Raw genomic sequence first — 18,577 nt, 5'->3', positions numbered from 1 at the left:
CCCGCTATTTTCTGCTAATTAATTTGATTTTTTAGCGTGGCTTTTGTTGGCCGGGATACCCCATTCTTTAGTAATATAGGTGTAATCCCCTTCCGGAATGTCTTGACAATAAACAGTTAATCCATCGTGGGCATCCCAATATCCTTTTACGGTATAGCCTTTCATTGCACCAGCATCCGGCCCCTTTTCTACTTTTTCATTATCTGGATTAACAATAAGTTTAAGGCCAACCGATTCATTCATCATTTCCAGATCACCACGGCTATTTCCACCGACAAAAAGCGGTCGGGCTTTGATAAATGTTTGTATGGCATCTGCTTTTCCGGCATCTTGCGGAATAGGATAGACTAACTGATCCGTTACTTTATGTTGGTTTACAACAGACTTAACACCGAGAATGCGGTCGGCAGGGATACCCAAGTTTTCTTGTACGAATTGTTGATAAAGTAATTCTGGAGATGCCGATAGTACCCATATTTCAAAGCCATAGGCCTGTAGGTTGGCCAATAATTCACGCATTTCGGGGTAAAACTTCCGTTGATATTTTTCATGGAAACAGTTCTTACCAATAGTTTTTACCTCATCTGGTGTTAAACCAGCTAAAAAAGCTATTCGATTTTTAACATAATTTATGCCCACATTGTCCCCATGGAGCATCGCATCGATGATGGCCATTTTAGCTTTGGATAAGCTATCACGTTTATTAGCATAAGTTTCTTTAGCAAATTGGTAAATGGCTTCATCGGCCAAATAATACGGTGCTTGTCCAAATAACGTCCCGTCGCAATCGAATACAGCTACCTTCCGCTCCTTAATAATGCGTGTTGAATTTAAAAAGCTTTCTATTCGTTGATTTACGGTTTGGTCCCAGCCTGATATCTGGTGGTACGATTGCGCAAGGCTAATCCCAATGAAAGCTAAAGAAAAGCCCCCTATGAGGAGGGCTTTTCTTAGTATTTTTTTTAACCGCATGGCCAATTACTTTTGATGGAGCACTTCGAAAAGTAATTCAGGTTCATTAGTAGTAATATAATCGACTTTCTGTGCCAAGAAATTTTTCATATCTTCCACATCATTCACTGTCCAGACATTGACGCTCAAACCGATCTTATGGGCCTCTTTGATCCAATCTGGATTCTTTTTGAATGCATTTATATGGTAATCGATACCTGTATACCCAGCAGCTTTAGCTTCCGCAGGCGCGACATCGCCATTCAGGTAGGCGACTTTTGCTTTGGCATCTAATTGATGTACAAGCTTTCCAGCATCATAATCGAAGCAAATGTATTCAACCTGTTTTTGCAGACCTAGTTTTTTTACCAGATCAACAGACATACGCGTAAGTTGTAACGTGCGCTCCTTTCCTGCTTTTGCCGTTTTGATTTCAAAGATCAGCTTGGTTTTTTTATTTTTCTTACCTGCTAACAAATATTCTTCTGCAGTTGGGATTTTTTCCCCGTTAGGATGTTTTTTGACGAGCAGGTCTTGGTATGTAGAAGATTCAATGTCTATACCATAGAAGGTGGGGTCGTGGTTCACTACCAGGCTATCATCTTTTGTTAAGTGGACATCAAATTCAGAACCGTAACAACCTATCGCTGCTGCTTGATTTAAAGAAGCAATAGAATTTTCTGGTAGATTGTTTTTCTTCCAGGCTCCTCGGTGAGCAATGACTACATTTTTGTTAAATTGGGCGTAGCTGTTCTGCACCAAGGCAAATAAACAAAATGTGGCGATTAATAACGAATACTTTTTCATAGTTTTTTAATTTTTGATGTGCCTTTTGAATAGCGACAGCATCGTTGTTTCAAAGATAAGTGTCTTTTGATGGACATTCAATATACTTAATTTATTCCTCTAGTTCAGTAACACCAGCCCCCGTTTCTAATTCACTTAATTTGGACGTTTTTGTTAATTCGTAATGTTCATAAGTTCTTGCCTCGGTCCATGTTCTGGTGGAGATGTTGAATTTTCCTCCGAGCTTAACAAAAGCACCAACATCAGCAGGTGTTAAATACGGAAAAATATAGGTATTGCTTCCCTGATAGAAAAATGGTTGTGCATTTCCTGAAACAGGATCTGTCGAATGATAATGATCATTATTCGGAACGCGGTAACCAATGTTGTTTACCGAATCGATTATGGTTGTTTTTCCGTTGCCACCCATAAATACGACATCGAGTGGAATGGATTCCTTGCTGATGTTTGTGCCTACGAATAAAGCGATTCCGCAAGCATTTCCCGAATTTGGCAATAACCCCGATGTCGCGTCACCTAAGCCATCTCCGGCATTAGATTTATAGTCAATCGCTCGTATCCAATTGGCGTCCCGGATATCGGTTGAATTGGCACCATTGATTTTTTTCTGCGATCCGCCTACATAGAAAAATTCACCTTTACCCACCTTTCCTGAAGTAAGATTGAATTTATAGGTTCTTCCACCTCCAGTAGCCCATCCGGCACCTGGAGCGGCTCCTGCATTTGGAGTAGCGGCATTGGCATTTACACACACTACTACCGAAAACGGCACGGTTGAAAAATCTATATCTGTTGCTGCCCGTAGCTGAATATATTCGTAGTTTCCATCGGCCCCTTTAATGTCGTTGGCAAAACCACTAATGATAATCGGAAATTTACCGATATTATCGGGTATTTCTGGATCGCTAATATCCACGATATTCTCGTCTTCCCGAGGCCAAATCTGCAACGAATTTTTGGGTTGATTTTCGGTATCGGTAAACAGGATACCGGAAATATTAACATTTCGTGGTAAAGGTGATTGTGCAAATGAGGCAGTAGATTCGGTATGTATAGTCAACGTATCTATACCGTTTATCATAGATCTATTGCCTTCCAGGATATCGCCTTCTATTGGTTTAGGTGTTATTTCTCCACCGTTGATGGTAACTAAAGTGCTTTCATATTTAGATGGTGAAGCATAGGCCTTAGATGCTGTAATGATTTGTGTTAATAGGGGGTTGCCAGATGATACCACATTAATATTGGTAGATGGTATATTTTGTAAGTAAAGATGCCCTTTAACCCGACTTAATTGTGCGCCGCGGATATTGACTACAACTGAATCGCCTGAAGCGAAGTTCTCCGATTTATCGGTTAAGATAGATATGCCACTAATAACACCGGTTTGGACTTGTTGTACCACAATGGTATTCTTAGGGGCATTACCATGGCTTGGATCAGAAATTACCAAACCAACAATATTTTCTGCTCCGAGTAGATTTTTTTCCGTCAATTGTACATCTGCACTTTTGTAAATAGAACGTACATCGGCTATGCTAATATAAGGACTTGGGCGTCCGGCCGCAAAGTCGTGTTCCTTGCAGCTATAGGTTATGACCGCTATCAAGGAGAATAATAAAATTGCAAAATATCTATTTTTCATTTTCGGTTGAATTATTATTTCGTTTGCCACCAAACTTCGGTTTGTATATTATCGGGTCCTTGTCTATCTACCGCAGCTCGATAATTAACAGCATTGGTTGATTGTATATATACTGGGTAATTTAATCGAGCAGGCATTACACCATTGTTTTGCAGTCCAGCACCTTTTGGTATCTCAGGATAGCCGGTGCGTCTGTATTCAAACCACGTTTCTAAGTCAGTGAAAAATAAGGCATAATATTTTTGCAAAAAGAGCTGATTTAACTTCTCTGTTTCGGAAGCTTCATCATTCCATTGCACATGTTCACCGGTTAGATAATTTTCCGGCAATTCATACCCCCAAAGCTGGATAGCTGCCTTAATGCCCTCTTCATAATAATCTTTGGCTGGCTTCTCCGTAATCCAGCCCCTTACTACCGCCTCGGCTAATATAAATTGGACCTCAGCATAATTCATGATATTGCCCAACAACGGCTCGGTCATTAAATCTGTTGGTAAAGATGATTTTCCTACAGGGTGTTGTCCAACGGGATATCCACTTGGAACACCCGCGTATTCCCCTTCGTATAACGTAGCCCATTTTTCAATTCTCGGGTCACTTCTTTCGGTAAGGTTGTCCACAAAGAAATTGGTTAAACGCGGTCCATACCAATCACCAGGTCGCCAATTGGCAAAAGGAGAAGGATAGGAAGTGGATCCATCCCAGCGGAGTATGGCAGACTCATCATTGGAGGTCATGATAGGGTATTCCACTGGATCTGCAACAATTGCTTTAATTTTGGCAGCCACTTTTTCTGGCTCCTTATTAGCGATTCTAAGTAATAAACGGAGGTATAAAGAATTACCAAATTTCCGCCATTTTAGAATATCGCCATGAAAAATGGGATCTGAGGTTGATTTAATATCGGTATTACTTTTCAGTAGTTGATTGGCCCTTTCCAAACTATCCAGTAGGGCGGGATAAATATCTTGTTGCTGGTCAAAAACGGGAGTGAAATTTTTTTCCTCTCCACGTAAAGCCTGTGTATAAGGGATATCCCCATAAGTATCGGTTAACATAGAAAACACCCACGATTGGCAAATCAGCGATATGGCCATATAATTGGTTTGCTCCAAGTCGGCACCAAAAGTATAGATATCTTTAATGTTTTTTAATTCGAGATACCAATTGTTCCAAAGATAATCTGCTTCAGAAGTTTTGATGTCATACCGAAAAATTTTGCCATCGCCGTCACCCATATTAATCGTCACCTGCATCAATTCATTGGTAATGCGTTGACTACGGTTCATGTTATAGCTAACGATGTTTTTTAACGCTGGAGCAAGTAAAGCTTCCGGTAAAACTTTGCTATTCGCATTCGGGTTTTCGGCAAGTTCCTTAAAATTTTTGGTACAAGCGGTAAATGACAATAATAGCGCTAACGAAATATAATAATAAAGTGGTTTCATCATGTTCAAATTAAAATCCTACGATAAGATTCATCCCAAAGGTGCGTGTAGAGGGAAATTGGCCCAATTCAAAACCTTTATTGATATCGCCATTCCCAAGTGTTCCAAACTCTGGATCAAACACTGGCCATTTCGTCCAAGTGAATAAATCCCGGCCATATAGACCGATGGCAACACGTTGCACGTGTAACTTTTGAGCAATTGAGGGACTTAAGGTATAATCGATACGGGCTTCCCGCAATTTAACGAAGTCGGTAGAATAGGTGGTTCCTTCCACATTGTCTTTTCCATAATGTAAGACATAATAGTTCCGGACATCGGTAGCTATAACATCGTTCGGAACATAGGAACCGTCGGCTGCACGCATAACACCATTGCCAATAATACCATTATATCTGCCAGGTAAGGTATTGGTCGTTTTTCCCTGTTCAGCCATATTGGCTGCCGTTAACGAGTATCCTACAGCGCCATATTGTCCGTCGATTAAGAAGCTGAATTTAAATTGCTTATATCGGAACTCATTGCCAATACTTGCGCGCCATTTTGGATTGGTATTGCCGATGTATTTCATATCTTCCCCAATAACGGGATATCCATCTTGGTAAATGATCTGTCCGTCAGGAGCACGTTCATAACCACGTCCGTATAAATCTCCCATACTGCCTCCAATAGTGGCAATAATGGCACCGCGACTGCCTGGACCATTCTGAAGCGTTAAGCTGGATAATTCAGGTGTCAATTCTTTCACGATATTTTTATTAGCGGTGAATGTACCGTAGATATTCCAATTAAATCCTTCTCTATTTTTTAGAACATCGCTTGAAGCTTCAATCTCTATTCCTTTGTTTTGGATGAGACCGGAGTTGACAACAACAGAACTGTAGCCAGAAGAACGGTCGGTTGTTGCACTTAATATTTGATTGGTTGTGTTGGCGGTATATAACGTTAGCCCTAAACTTAAGCGGTTTTCCAAAAATTTAAGATCAGTACCAATTTCATAACTGGTCGTAAATAACGGTTTTAAGTCTTCATTAGGCATTTGAGATGGATTGGATTGCCCTCCTGGAATAACGAGTTCTGGCGCATAAACATAACTCGTTAAATAAGCTCCGGTTAACCCACTACCAACACCTGAAATAGAGCCTCTAATTTTAGCATAAGAAATAGCTTTTGGTAAATCTATCGCTTCCGATAAAAGGAAACTAGTGTTCACTGATGGATAAAAGAAACTAACATTTCTTGTTGAGGTGGGAGTTGCTAGTATACTGGTCCAATCGTTTCGGCCGGTTACATCGACAAAGAAATAATCTTTATAGGCAAAGGTAGCTAAACCATAAAAACTATTTAACACGTAAGATGAACGATAGGGTTCGGAAATAATAATGCCTGCAGAATTGGCTAAGGTGTAGACACCGGGATATAAAAGGGAGTCCGCTTTATTATAATCACGATTGTATGTGTTCTTCAGATGACTTCCTCCTGCTGAAATAGAGACGTCGATATCTTTATTGAGTTGTTTCTCATATTTTGCCAGGAAATCTGCACTCATTTCCTGTGCAAAAATGTTTTGGGTACGGTACATCCCCTTTTTGAATTTCTCTGTATCATAAGGTCGTTGTTGCGAGCGTCTTTCGTTATTCATGTCCATTGACGTTCGAACCATCAAACTGAATTCTTTAGTGAAATTATACGTTGCTTGCACGTTTCCAGTGATGCCATCCCGATCTGATTTATTGAGCATTTCATAAGCAATTAAATAAGGGTTGTCCGGATAACTGCTAAAAGGATAACTCTGTTTGAGTCCTTCTTGTCCTGGCATCCAATAGTCTTTTAGCCAATTAATATCGGCATTGGGTTCCCAAAAGATGTTCCAATACATAAATGATTGGTTATTGTACCCCGTATTCGGTAAATTGTCGCTGCCTTTTTTATTATAATTAACTTTGGCATTTATGCTGAGCTTGTCTGATACTTTTTGACTTGCTGATAAGGCGATGGAAGTTCGATTATAGCCTGTATTTGGAATAATCCATTTGTTTTGCACGTTGGTTGCCGAAAATCGAATCGATGTTTTGTCAGAACCGCCATCTAACGTTACGCTGTTGGTAAACGTTCTTCCTGCGTCAAAAAACTGTTTGCGTGCATTGGGGTAAGGCACCCATGGGGTTCTCGTTGTACCTTTGGTATGGGTGATGGGATCATATTGATAATATTCCTGACCATCAAACTTCGGTCCCCAGGCATCACTTGTACTTCGGGTACTGGCCCCGTCTTCACTATCATTGTAGGAATAATAGTTGGCACCATTCGTACCTTGACCATATTCATACTGATAATCGGGCCAACGGGATATGCTTTCGATGGCTGCGTTGGAATTAACCGTTACACCTAATCCTTTTTTCTTACTGCCAGACTTCGTAGTAATGATGATTGCACCATTGGCACCGCGTTGCCCGTATAGTGCGGCAGCACCGGGCCCTTTTAACACTTGTACACTCTCTATATCTTCTGGATTGATATCATTTAAGCCCGTACCAAAATCGACGGGCGAGTCTTCTGATAAATAAGCACCACTACCTGATCCAGTCATCTTACCGCTGCTATTATTAATAACGACACCATCGACAACAATTAAAGCTGCGGTTTCTCCGGAAAAATTGTTTTCTCCACGCAGAATAATTTTATTGGATCCGGCGGGCCCACCATTGGATCGAACCAAGTTTAAACCAGCTACTTTTCCAGATAAAGCATCCGTCCAATTATTGGATAGGGCTTCGGTCAATTGTTCTCCTTTCACCTGTTTTGTCGCATAACCTAGTGCTTTCTCTTCACGTTTAATCCCCAATGCGGTGACTACTACTTCATTTAAATCCGTTGTGGCTTCGGCTAAGGTTATACGAAGGTTCGGATTGTCTTCGTTTACCGTTATAGAAAAGGGGGTATAACCAATCAACGAAAATTTTAAATCAGTGCCTCTTTTTACTGTAATAGAGAATTGACCGTTAAGGTTCGTTATGCCTATAGATTTTCCATCAGCAGTAATGGAAACTCCCGGTAGGGATTCGTTATTGGAGTAAACCGTTCCTTGAATCTTGATGTTTTCCTGTACTAGGGGAAATGAGGAATGGCTAGCTGCAAACGCTGGATAAGGAAATACACCTAACGTAAGCATCAAGAAAACCATACAGGAGAGTAGAAAATAAAAATGAATAAATTTGGTTTCTGTTTGTTTCATAGAGTTTCATTTAAATGAACCATTGTGGAGTACTTGTTTTCGCTTCGGATGAAAGTTGCAATTTTAGTGCAGTTAGGTTGTGTAATGGTTAGTTTAGTGTTATCTTATTGTTAAGTTTGCTTTTGCTTTTTATGAAAGCAAGAGCTAAAATAGCTCAAAATAGAATCGATCATTTGATCCATGAGCAGATGCTATATGAGCTATTTTTATGGTAATTAATAATTCGGGTTTTGTTTCAAGTTTGGATTTAAATCCAATTCAACCTGTGGTATTGGCCACCAATAGTCGCGTGCCTTGTTAAATTTCCGTGTTTCAATTACACTATTTTTCCACGTCTTGATCGGTGCATTCATCACTGTTTCTGCCGTTTTCCACCGTCTGATGTCATTATAATAAAGGGCCTCGCCCACAAATTCTATGCGGCGTTCTTTACGGATAATTTCCCGCATTGCTTCTTGGCTTTTTCCGGCTGTAATGGCAGGCATGTTAACGCGTTTACGGATCTTATTTAAGCTTTCCAGTATTGCTGGGTTTCCAGGATCTATTTCATTTAATGCTTCTGCATACATCACGAGGATATCTGCATAGCGTAAGATGATAAAGTTTGTTTCCGATTGTCCTCCTTTTAAATCTTTTTTATCAGCAGGAGGGGTTTCTTTATCGTAGATAGAATATTTTTTCATAGCGTATCCCGTTTGCTTATAATAAGACGCCGATGCTGGCTCACCTTTATAGAGCGCACCCGGGTATACGACGGTTGCTTCCAAACGGGGATCTCGGTTTTCGTAAGGTTTTTCTGCATTATAACCCGAAGCAGGATCGGTTATGGCTAACCCATTTTTCATTTCATAAGCATCGATCAAATCTTGCAAGGGTGCGTTGGTGTTGTATTGTGCATCTATAAGATCGAAGGAGTGCGTAACATCTGGAAAAATATATTGCACGTCAAAAATGACTTCTTGATTGTTTTCATTTTCTGGAAGGAATAAACCACGGTAATCTGCAAACAGATCATAGCCTGCATCACCGGCTAAATCGATGACGGCTTTTGCTGCATCTGCAGCGGCCTGCCATTTTTCAGTACTATTATTTTCGTTGAATAATGGACTGGCTTCATAAAGCAGTACACGTGCCTTTAAAGCTAGTGCAGCTCCTTTGGTTGCTCGCCCGGTATTTGCTCCTGTTTGTTTTACGGGTAGGCGTTCTGCCGCGGTTTCTAAATCGGCGAGTATTTGCTGAATAACTTCTTCCCGCGTATTCCTGGGTAAAGAAGTTTGAGTGTCAGGATCTGGCGCATCCAGTATAAGTGGTACGCCTCCATAGTAAGTAGCCAACTCAAAATAAAATAAAGCGCGGAGAAAATACGCTTCGCCCTCCATGAGGCTTTGTTTTTCTTCGTCCAATCCGACATCTCCAATACGTGCAAAAAGTGTATTGGCCCGTCCTATGCCCTGATAACATTGTTTCCACCGATTGGCAATGACGCCTTCGGTACTGGCCGATTGCTGGCTACGACCAATGGCATCAAATCCTTCCGAAGTACTATAACAATACACATTTGGTGTCGCCCCTTCTTCCCATAAGGGGGTGGCTTCTCCACCAAAAAGCCCTTTATAAGTGAGTTCTGCGTAGATACTACTTAGTGCAGCATTGGCTGTCTCTTCCGTTTGCCAAAAAGTACTTTCGGTATATTTATAATCAGGATCCCGGTCTAGCAGGTCGGGATTACACGCTCCTAAAATAATGCTGGCAAATAGCGTAATAGCGATATATTTATGATGATTCATGATAATTCTCTCCATTAATTTTTAAAATGTAACGTTTACACCTCCACTGATGGTTTTAAGCATCGGATAATGGTACAATGAGCTATAGTTACTGATGGTTTCGGGATCGAAATCCTTATACTTGGAAAAGGTGAGAAAGTTTTCGGCATTAACGAAGACGCTCACTTTAGACAAACTGATCTTTGATGTCCACTTTTGAGGTAGCAAATAGGCTAATTGTACATTTTTTAGTCTTAGATAAGATCCGCTTTTCAACCAAAAATCCGATTGTAGGAAATTGTCATTTCCTCCAGTGCTTTCCGTTATGATAGGTAATTTAGCATTCGGATTTTCCGGTGTCCAGGTGTTGCCTACCCATTCTTGGGTAATGCCGGCCCCATTATTAAATGGATAAGCCAAATTACCTACAGGATAAAGGCGTATGCCGCCAATGCCCTGAAAAGATGCCCGTAACGATAGACCTTTGTAGTCTACATTGAAACCAAAACCATAGGTATATTTTGGAATGGCAGATGATTCATTAATGACGACGCGATCATCACCATTAATGATATTGTCACCATTGATATCTTTATACTTTATATAGCCGGGTTTGGTTGCATTGCTTTGGAAAGCGGATTGATCTACTTCCTCCTGGCTTTGGAAATAACCATCGGCTTGTAGCAAATAGTGTGAACTGATAGGGAGGCCTTCTTTGGTAATCGTAGATAAGTTGGTATCAAAATCGTACAAAATTTGTCCGTCTAAATCGATCACCTTATTCTTATTGTAGGAGATATTACCATTGATACCAAAACCAACCGCTCCAATCTTATCCTGATATTGGCCAGTGAGTTCAAAGCCAGTATTGTCAACAGTACCAACATTTCTCTTTGGGCCTGTTAATCCAACTTGCGAAGGAAAATTGACTGTTCGTAAAATATCGGTTGTACGTTTTTTGTAAACGTCAACCGTTAAATTGAGCTTGCTTTTTAACAATGCCATGTCTACACCTCCATTATAGGTGGTGGTGGTTTCCCAAGTAGTATTTGGGTCAGCATAGGCCAAAATTGCCGCACCCGGTGCCAGTAAGCCATTTATTCCACCAAAGCTATAATTCTGGCCTAGTTCAACGCTCTTTTCATAACTATAGAGATCAACGGCCTGATTTCCTAATTGGCCTATAGATGCCCGAAGCTTTAACATGTCAAAGAGATTCGATTCAAAAAAATCTTCTTTGTCGATACGCCATCCAGCAGAAACGGAGGGGAAGAAGCCCCATCGCTTATTGCGGGCGAACCTTGACGAACCATCGTAGCGGAAGGTGGCTTCAAACAAATATTTTTCATTGTAATCGTAGTTAGCTCGACCGAAATAGGAGATTAACACATCTTCCGTTCTTTGTCCGGATATGGCATTACGGATACTGCCTGCATCGAGCGCGGTTAACGTACCATCTAGGTATCCGGTCATTTCTGCACTAAACATGCCTGTTCCATAATAATCATATGCAGAACCCAACATGATCGCAACATGATGTTTGTCGGCGAATTGCTTTTTCCAGTCGAGGGTATTATAGAAATGTGTATTTATATTGTTATCGTCTGCTTCGCTAGATCGCGGGGCGGTAGCTGGACTGTTCCAATTGGTTGGTTTTAGTGTTTTCGGATTAAACGTCTGCACTTGTGGTGTGAATTGGGAAAGCAAGCCATCATACTTGTCTACACCAAATCGAATATTGTAGGTGATATCCCAAGGCAATTTATACTCTGCAAAAGCGGATGCTAAAAATCGCTGAACAATTTTTTTGGAATAGCCCGTTTCAGCAATCATCCTTGGATTCTCCCAGTTGTTACGACCAGGGGTTGATAACCAAGAATTTCCGTAGCGCCCATCGGCAAGTCGGTCGCTTAAGATAGGCAGCGATCGACTTAAATGTTTGAAAAAGTCGCTACCATAAAACGGTTGTTCGTAATTTCGGTAATAACCATCAATAGAGGCTCCTACTTTTAAGCGCTTGGATACATTTAAGGAAGCATTAAGGCTTAAGGAATATTTGTTTTCATTATCAGAAGGCCCAATCATGATACCATCACGATTTAGATACCCCAGGGCTAAGCGATATTGATAGGTGTCGGAACTTCCACCAAAGCTTAAGTTATGTTTTTGGATATTACCGGTTTTTAACGCGATATCAAACCAATTATTAGCTGGGTAGGTGTAGGGATCAGTTGCCATTCCTGCTTGGTATTCGGCAATATCTTCGTCAGAATAGATGGCGGCTTGCCCTTGATTGGCTAAAGCTTGATTTTTTAGGTTCATATATTGAATGGGATCCCAAACCACATCAGGCATACGAGTGGGGCTTTGCGCTCCATTGTAGTAATTGTAATTAACCTGCGAGACGCCACTTCCTTTTTTTGTGGTGACTAAAATAACCCCATTTGCACCCCTTGAACCATAAATGGCCGCTGCTGCATCTTTTAAGACCGTGATTGTTTCTATGTCGTCTGGATTAATTTCGTCCATGGAATACTCAATGCCATTTACCAGCACTAAAGGATTATTATTGTTTAGTGTTCCCATACCCCGAATTTTTATTTCCGATCGGTCGACGCCAGGCTGACTATTCCCTAATTTAACAAATAATCCTGGTGTACCCGATAAAGCATTACTGATGTTAGTCGTCGGCGATCCCTCTTTTTCTTTCATTTGAACCGTGGTGACTGCTCCGGTAAGACTTTCTTTTTTCTGGGTACCATAGCCCACCACCACGACATCTTCTAATTGAGTACTAGTAGACTCTAAACTGATCTTTACATCAGTCATTCGCTTATTAACCAATAGTTCGTAGGGTTTATATCCAATATAGTTAAAGTGTAATTGGGTGTTTGCGGCTACGGATACCGAAAACCTTCCATTACTGTCCGATATACCCAATGCCTTATTGTTAGCCAAAATAGAGACCCCTGGCAAAGGTTCTCCGGTGCCGGCTTCTTGAATGAGTCCTTGCACTTCGAAGGTGGTTTGGGCAAATGCAACATGCAACCCTAAAAGTAGTATACATAGGATTGTTGCTTTTTTTCGGATGGAATGAAAAGCCCTTTTACTGTTTAACTGATTCCGTTTCCAGAACAGATTCCTTTCCAATTTATTCATAATGTTTCGTTTTTATTATCATTTTAATTTAAATGATAATGTGTTGCCACGATGATGAAAGCCACAGGATGTATGCAGCCGGTAAATGGTTCGTTATGTTAAATAATGGTGAAGTTTGTAAGTCTTATTGTTGCTTATGAAAGTAAAAGATAAATAATACAAGCCAGCGTAGAACCTATAAGCGGTCCTAAAACAGGTACCCAAGCGTAACTTCCATTGAAGTTAGCCTTATTTTTTATCGGTAGTAATGCGTGCATAATCCGAGGACCGAGATCTCGCGCCGGGTTAATGGCATAACCGGTGGTGCCTCCTAATGAAAGGCCAATAACCCATACTACGAAAGCAACCGGTATAGCACCAATAGAACCTAGGCCTACAGGTGTTTTGGTTTGCTCAATGGATATTTCGCCATCGGTAAAAAAGAAAACAGCCAAAATAAGCACAAAAGTTCCTATGATTTCGCTAGTCAGGTTGATGGGAAGATTCCTGATAGCTGGTGAGGTACAAAATACGGCTTGTTTCAGTCCCGGATTTTCGGTTTGGTCAAAATGATCTTTGTACATCAACCAAACTAAAAAAGAACCAGCCATGGCTCCTATAAATTGTGCTAATACATACAATAAAGCATCACCATAAGATAAGCTTCCGGTAATTACCATTGCCAAGGTCACGGCTGGATTAAGATGGGCACCACTATAAGGGCCTGCGATGACTACACCCGTGAATACGGCTAGTGCCCAGCCGGTAGTAATGACTATCCAGCCACTATCATTGCCATTGGTTCCTTTTAGTAAGACATTTGCTACTACTCCGCCACCTAAAAGGATGAGTATTAATGTTCCTAAAAGCTCTGCTATAAAAGGTGTCATATTTTAGTTATTCGTTGTTTTTGTTGGTTATTCGTTATTGGTTATTTGTTAGATATAAAGACTAAACAGCAACAGATTAAAAGGTAACCATGAAAAATGAAAAGGTTGCTTTTAGTATTTAAAACGTATAACGCAAAAGTGTTCCGCTTTATGCTTTTCCTTTATCTTCCAATTTGGCCCATGCTTTAGCAGCTTCAATAGCCCGATGCCACTCTTGCATACGTTTGAGCACATCCGTTTTTCCGTCTGGCTCAAATGTTTGATCTATTTGCCACTGATCTTTCAGATCATTTAAGTCTTTCCAATAACCCACTGCTAATCCAGCTAAATAGGCTGCCCCAATAGCTGTGATTTCTGTAATCTTCGGCCGTACCACATCGGCTTGTAGAATATCCGCTTGAAACTGCATGAGTAAATTGTTTTTGGTAGCCCCGCCGTCTACCCGAAGTTCGTGTATTTCCTTTTGAGCATCGGCTTCCATCGCTTTTAAAATGTCTACGGTTTGAAAAGCGATACTTTCTAAAGCTGCCCGGGCAATATGTGCAGCCGTACTTCCTCTGGTTAAACCAACCATGGTGCCGCGCGCGTAAGCATCCCAGTGCGGGGCACCTAAACCGGCAAATGCAGGTACTAAATATACCCCATCGGTATCATCTACACGTTTGGCCAATGCCTCTACCTCTTCAGACGACTTGATGATGCCCAATCCATCACGAAGCCATTGCACGATAGCACCAGCAATAAAGATGCTTCCCTCTAAGGCATAAGTAACTTGGTTTCCTATCTGCCAGGCTACTGTGGTGACTAAGTTGTTTTTCGAAACAATCGGTTTGTCGCCGATATTCATCAACATAAAACAGCCTGTACCATAGGTGTTTTTTACCATACCTTCTTTCGTGCACAGCTGTCCGAAAAGAGCGGCTTGTTGATCGCCAGCAATTCCAGCAATAGGAATGCGGTCAGTTAACATTTTTCCCGCTGTTTGGCCATATACCTCGCTTGAAGATTTAACTTCGGGAAGCATACTTTCCGGAATCTCAAAAAGATCAAGTAATTCGTTATCCCACTGCATGGTTGAAATATTATACAACATGGTGCGCGAAGCATTGGTCACATCAGTTACATGTTTCTCGCCATCCGTTAAATTATAGATCAACCAACTATCTACAGTGCCGAATAATAACTTTCCCGCGGCTGCTTTTTCTTTAGCACCTTCCACGTGCTGAAGAATCCACCGGATTTTGGTGGCCGAAAAGTAAGAGTCAATGAGCAGTCCCGTCTTTTCCCTGATTTGTTGTTCATAGCCTTTTTCTTTTAACTCATCACAGTAAACGGCTGTTCGTCTGTCCTGCCATACAATAGCATTGTATATGGGTTTTCCCGTTTCACGATCCCAAACGATAGTCGTCTCGCGCTGATTGGTAATGCCAATAGCCGCGATGTCTGCCGACTTGATATCGCCTTTTACCAAGGCCTCGGCAATTACGGCAATTTGTGATGACCAGATTTCACGTGGATCATGTTCTACCCATCCAGATTTTGGGTAAATCTGGGTGAACTCTTTTTGTGCGAGTGAAACAATGGCTCCTTGGTAATTGAAAATAATTGCCCTTGAACTAGTTGTCCCTTGGTCAAGCGAAAGAATGTATTTTTTGTCTGTCATATTTAGTGTTATATTGTTGGTAAGTAGATGGTCAATTAGGTATTGGTAAAGGATGAATTAAATATCCTTTAGCAAGTGTTGTAAATTCAATAAGCTGTTCTTGAACCCAAGATTCATCTTGATCTAATTCTGCACGCATAATTTCCGCTACAGTTGGGGCCATTTCAATAGCTGCTTGGGCATCTAAAAACAGTATGCGTATTCTTCTGGCAAGTACGTCTTCCACTGTTCTGGCCATTTCGTGGCGTACTGCCCAAACAACTTGTGCTGCAATAGGCTCATGCTTGGGGTGAAGTTTTTTCCCTAAAGCGGTATTTGTAGCTACAAGTGCCTTGATTTGATCTGCATCGGTACCATAAACCTGCCAATGATCGCCCGTTGAAACGTTAACGGCACCATGAATAAGGGTATGTTCGGTTTTACACGGAACAAAAGGAAATTTGGCTATTTTGATGGCTTGGTTTACCGTATCTTCGGCCATTTTTCTATAAGTTGTCCATTTCCCCCCAGTAATGGTGATTAAATTGGTTTCATCAACCAGAAGCTTGTGGTCTCTGGAAATTTCTTTCGTACTTTCCTTCCCATCTTTAGGTGCTGCTAAGGGCCTGAGACCTGCAAAGACGCTTAAAGCATCCGAACGGGTGGGTTTTTTACAAAGGTATTCACTTGCGGTATCTAAGATAAAATCAATTTCCTTGGCTAATGCTCGTGGTTCCAAACGATGTTCGTTAAGTGGTGTATCAGTTGTTCCTAATACTAAATGATGATGCCAAGGTACGCCAAAGAGCACACGGCCATCGCTGGTTTCTGGAATCATTAATGCACTTTTTCCAGAAAGAAAAGAACGATCTATTACAATATGAACACCCTGGCTTGGACGTACCATCGCTTTATGGTTCGGATGGGCTAGGGTCAGAATGTCATCTACAAACACCCCAGTAGCATTGACGACAACTTTAGCACGAATGGTATGGTTAATGCCATTTTCTCGGTCTACCATAGAAAACCCATTAATTTTTCCTTCTGTATCTTTGTCAAGTTGTGTAACCTTCATGTAGTTTACTAGTGAAGCGCCATATTGAGCTGCCGTTTGGGCAAGATTAATAGCAAGACGGGCATCATCAAATTGTCCATCGTAATACTCAATGCCGCCTTTTAGTCGACTTGATTTAACTTCCGGAATCTGCTGGAGAACCTTATCTTTGGAGAGTAAGGTTGATTGACCAATGCGGTACTTACCCGCCATCCAATCGTAAATTTTTAATCCTACTAAAAATTTAAGTTTGGCAAACCAAGTATAGCAAGGAATGACAAAACTTTGCGCATGGGCTAGGTGTGGTGCATTCTTAAATAAAATGCCCCGTTCACGAAGTGCACCATAAACTAACTTAATATCGCCTTGAGCTAGGTAACGTACACCACCGTGTACTAATTTTGTACTTCTACTGGATGTTCCTTTTGCAAAGTCGGCTTGCTCCACCAAAAGCGTTTTGAAGCCACGGGTAGCGGCATCTACCGCGATTCCTAAACCTGTTGCTCCACCGCCGATAATGGCAATATCCCATTGCTGAACTTGCGTTAATTGTTCAATAGCGCGTTTGCGGCTAAACGATTGGATGTGATAAGCGTTTTCTTGCATAGTAAAGTCTACAATTAGTTTTACTAATTGGTAAATAACAAAGGTAAATGATCAAGTTTAGAAATCAAAAATAAATTATTGAAAATTTTACGAAAGAAAATGAAAGAATAAAACAAGCTTTGTTTTGATCAAAATAATTTGTTCTTTTGGTTCATATAAATTTTACGACAAGTAATATCTTTTGTAATTAACTTAAACACTAAGCTATGAATAGCGTAGAGCGCCATCAATTTATTCTTAAAAGACTTCAGGAAAAGGGTAGTATCCATGTAATTGATTTGGGCAAGGAACTGGATGTATCAACAGTAACGATTAGAAAGGATCTGAAGTTATTGGAAGAGCGACAGATGCTCTTTCGTACACATGGCGGTGCTACGCTGAATAATCCCTATACGATTGATCGGTCGGTTATTGAAAAAGAAAAGATGCAATCGGAAGAGAAGGCCTTAATTGCGGCAACTGCTGCGGCAATGGTTGAACCTAATGACTCGATTATCATTGCTTCAGGAACAACCGTACTAGCAATGGCTAGGCATATTCATCCGGTCGGTAATTTAACGGTAGTCACTTCTGCATTAAATGTGGCTATTGAACTGAACCGACATCAGCATGTCGAAATATTGCAGTTGGGAGGAATGATGCGTTCTACTTCGGCGTCAGTAGCTGGGCCTTATGCTGAAACGATATTGCAGGATTTCTTTTGTAGTAAATTGTTCTTGGGGGTTGATGGCATTGATCCCGATTTCGGATTAACGACAACAAACGGTATGGAAGCCCACCTTAACCGTAAAATGATAGAAGTGACGCAAAAGACGATTGTACTGGCCGATTCTACCAAATTTGGCAAACGAGGTTTTGGTCGTATTTGCGGATTCGATGAAATTGATGAAATTATTACCGATGCGGGTATTCCACCGCATATGTTAAAAGCCCTAGAAAGCATGGGCGTCAAGGTCACCGTTGTTTAGTTATCCGTTTTGCATTGCGCGCGTGGCACCTTCTTAAAAACCATACCAATTTTCTCAGAAAATACAAATGTGGATTAATCCACTTGTGTTGAAAATTATTTACACCTATTCTAAATACTAAGGTGCACCTTTGTACCTACACCTCTAGTAACAACAAAAAATTAAAAGGCTATGATAAGAGTTATAAAATTTGAAAAAGATAATTGTGCGCCATGCAATATGGTGTCTGAGTTTCTCGACAACAAAGGTGTAACCTACGAAAAAGTCAACCCTTTTGAGAATCCCGAAGTAGCTATGCAGTTCAGGGTGCGTTCAGTGCCCACCGTCATTGTAACAAAAGGAAATGAAGAAGTGAGACGCATAATCGGCTTTAAACCAGAAGAATTATTAGCCATAAGTGCCTTGCAGTAAGCCTAAACAGATATAA

General features: G+C 40.9%; 12 protein-coding genes. 2 read left to right on the top strand and 10 right to left on the bottom strand.

Annotated features, from left to right (window positions below; translation table 11 throughout):
* Positions 1 to 18: 18 nt before the first annotated feature.
* The 10 genes from ABD930_RS20280 to ABD930_RS20235 all read right to left on the bottom strand — a co-directional run bounded on the left by ABD930_RS20280 (position 19) and on the right by ABD930_RS20235 (position 17,182).
* Positions 19 to 972 (bottom strand): HAD family hydrolase, encoded by a 954-nt coding sequence (locus tag ABD930_RS20280; RefSeq protein WP_345234810.1) that lies wholly within the window; start codon positions 970 to 972, stop codon positions 19 to 21.
* Between the two features lie 6 nt (positions 973 to 978).
* Positions 979 to 1,758, bottom strand: coding sequence for a glycerophosphodiester phosphodiesterase (locus ABD930_RS20275; protein ID WP_345234808.1), 780 nt, complete (start codon positions 1,756 to 1,758; stop codon positions 979 to 981).
* Positions 1,759 to 1,849: 91 nt separating this feature from the next.
* Complete coding sequence (locus ABD930_RS20270) at positions 1,850 to 3,403, bottom strand: DUF5689 domain-containing protein (RefSeq protein WP_345234806.1); 1,554 nt, start codon at positions 3,401 to 3,403, stop codon at positions 1,850 to 1,852.
* Positions 3,404 to 3,417: 14 nt separating this feature from the next.
* On the bottom strand, positions 3,418 to 4,854 hold the full coding sequence (locus tag ABD930_RS20265) for a SusD/RagB family nutrient-binding outer membrane lipoprotein (RefSeq protein WP_345234804.1): 1,437 nt from the start codon (positions 4,852 to 4,854) through the stop codon (positions 3,418 to 3,420).
* Positions 4,855 to 4,861: 7 nt separating this feature from the next.
* A complete protein-coding gene (locus tag ABD930_RS20260; protein ID WP_345234801.1) occupies positions 4,862 to 8,086 on the bottom strand; it encodes a SusC/RagA family TonB-linked outer membrane protein in 3,225 nt (1,074 codons plus the stop codon).
* A gap of 215 nt (positions 8,087 to 8,301) precedes the next feature.
* Positions 8,302 to 9,888: a RagB/SusD family nutrient uptake outer membrane protein gene (locus tag ABD930_RS20255; protein WP_345234799.1), complete on the bottom strand. Its 1,587-nt coding sequence runs from the start codon at positions 9,886 to 9,888 to the stop codon at positions 8,302 to 8,304.
* 6 nt (positions 9,889 to 9,894) lie between these two features.
* Positions 9,895 to 13,011 (bottom strand): SusC/RagA family TonB-linked outer membrane protein, encoded by a 3,117-nt coding sequence (locus tag ABD930_RS20250; protein WP_345234797.1) that lies wholly within the window; start codon positions 13,009 to 13,011, stop codon positions 9,895 to 9,897.
* Between the two features lie 134 nt (positions 13,012 to 13,145).
* The gene (locus ABD930_RS20245; protein ID WP_345234795.1) at positions 13,146 to 13,880 is read right to left on the bottom strand and encodes an MIP/aquaporin family protein; all 735 of its coding nucleotides are present in this window, start codon (positions 13,878 to 13,880) and stop codon (positions 13,146 to 13,148) included.
* A gap of 148 nt (positions 13,881 to 14,028) precedes the next feature.
* Complete coding sequence (gene glpK / locus ABD930_RS20240; protein WP_345234793.1) at positions 14,029 to 15,543, bottom strand: glycerol kinase GlpK; 1,515 nt, start codon at positions 15,541 to 15,543, stop codon at positions 14,029 to 14,031.
* A gap of 31 nt (positions 15,544 to 15,574) precedes the next feature.
* Positions 15,575 to 17,182 (bottom strand): glycerol-3-phosphate dehydrogenase/oxidase, encoded by a 1,608-nt coding sequence (locus ABD930_RS20235; protein ID WP_345234791.1) that lies wholly within the window; start codon positions 17,180 to 17,182, stop codon positions 15,575 to 15,577.
* Between the two features lie 206 nt (positions 17,183 to 17,388).
* On the opposite strand from ABD930_RS20235, the gene ABD930_RS20230 reads away from it, so the two are divergent.
* Together ABD930_RS20230 and ABD930_RS20225 are read left to right on the top strand one after the other, a co-directional pair.
* Entirely contained in the window at positions 17,389 to 18,150 is a 762-nt protein-coding gene (locus ABD930_RS20230; RefSeq protein ID WP_345234789.1) for a DeoR/GlpR family DNA-binding transcription regulator, read from the top strand.
* A 171-nt stretch (positions 18,151 to 18,321) separates the two neighbouring features.
* Positions 18,322 to 18,561, top strand: coding sequence for a thioredoxin family protein (locus ABD930_RS20225; protein ID WP_345234788.1), 240 nt, complete (start codon positions 18,322 to 18,324; stop codon positions 18,559 to 18,561).
* Positions 18,562 to 18,577: the final 16 nt, after the last annotated feature.

It is taken from the genome of Olivibacter ginsenosidimutans, assembly GCF_039542865.1.
In the GTDB taxonomy this organism is placed as follows: Bacteria; Bacteroidota; Bacteroidia; order Sphingobacteriales; family Sphingobacteriaceae; genus Olivibacter; species Olivibacter ginsenosidimutans.
Note: the sequence above shows the minus strand (reverse complement) of the source record. Positions and strands in the feature narration are given on the sequence as shown.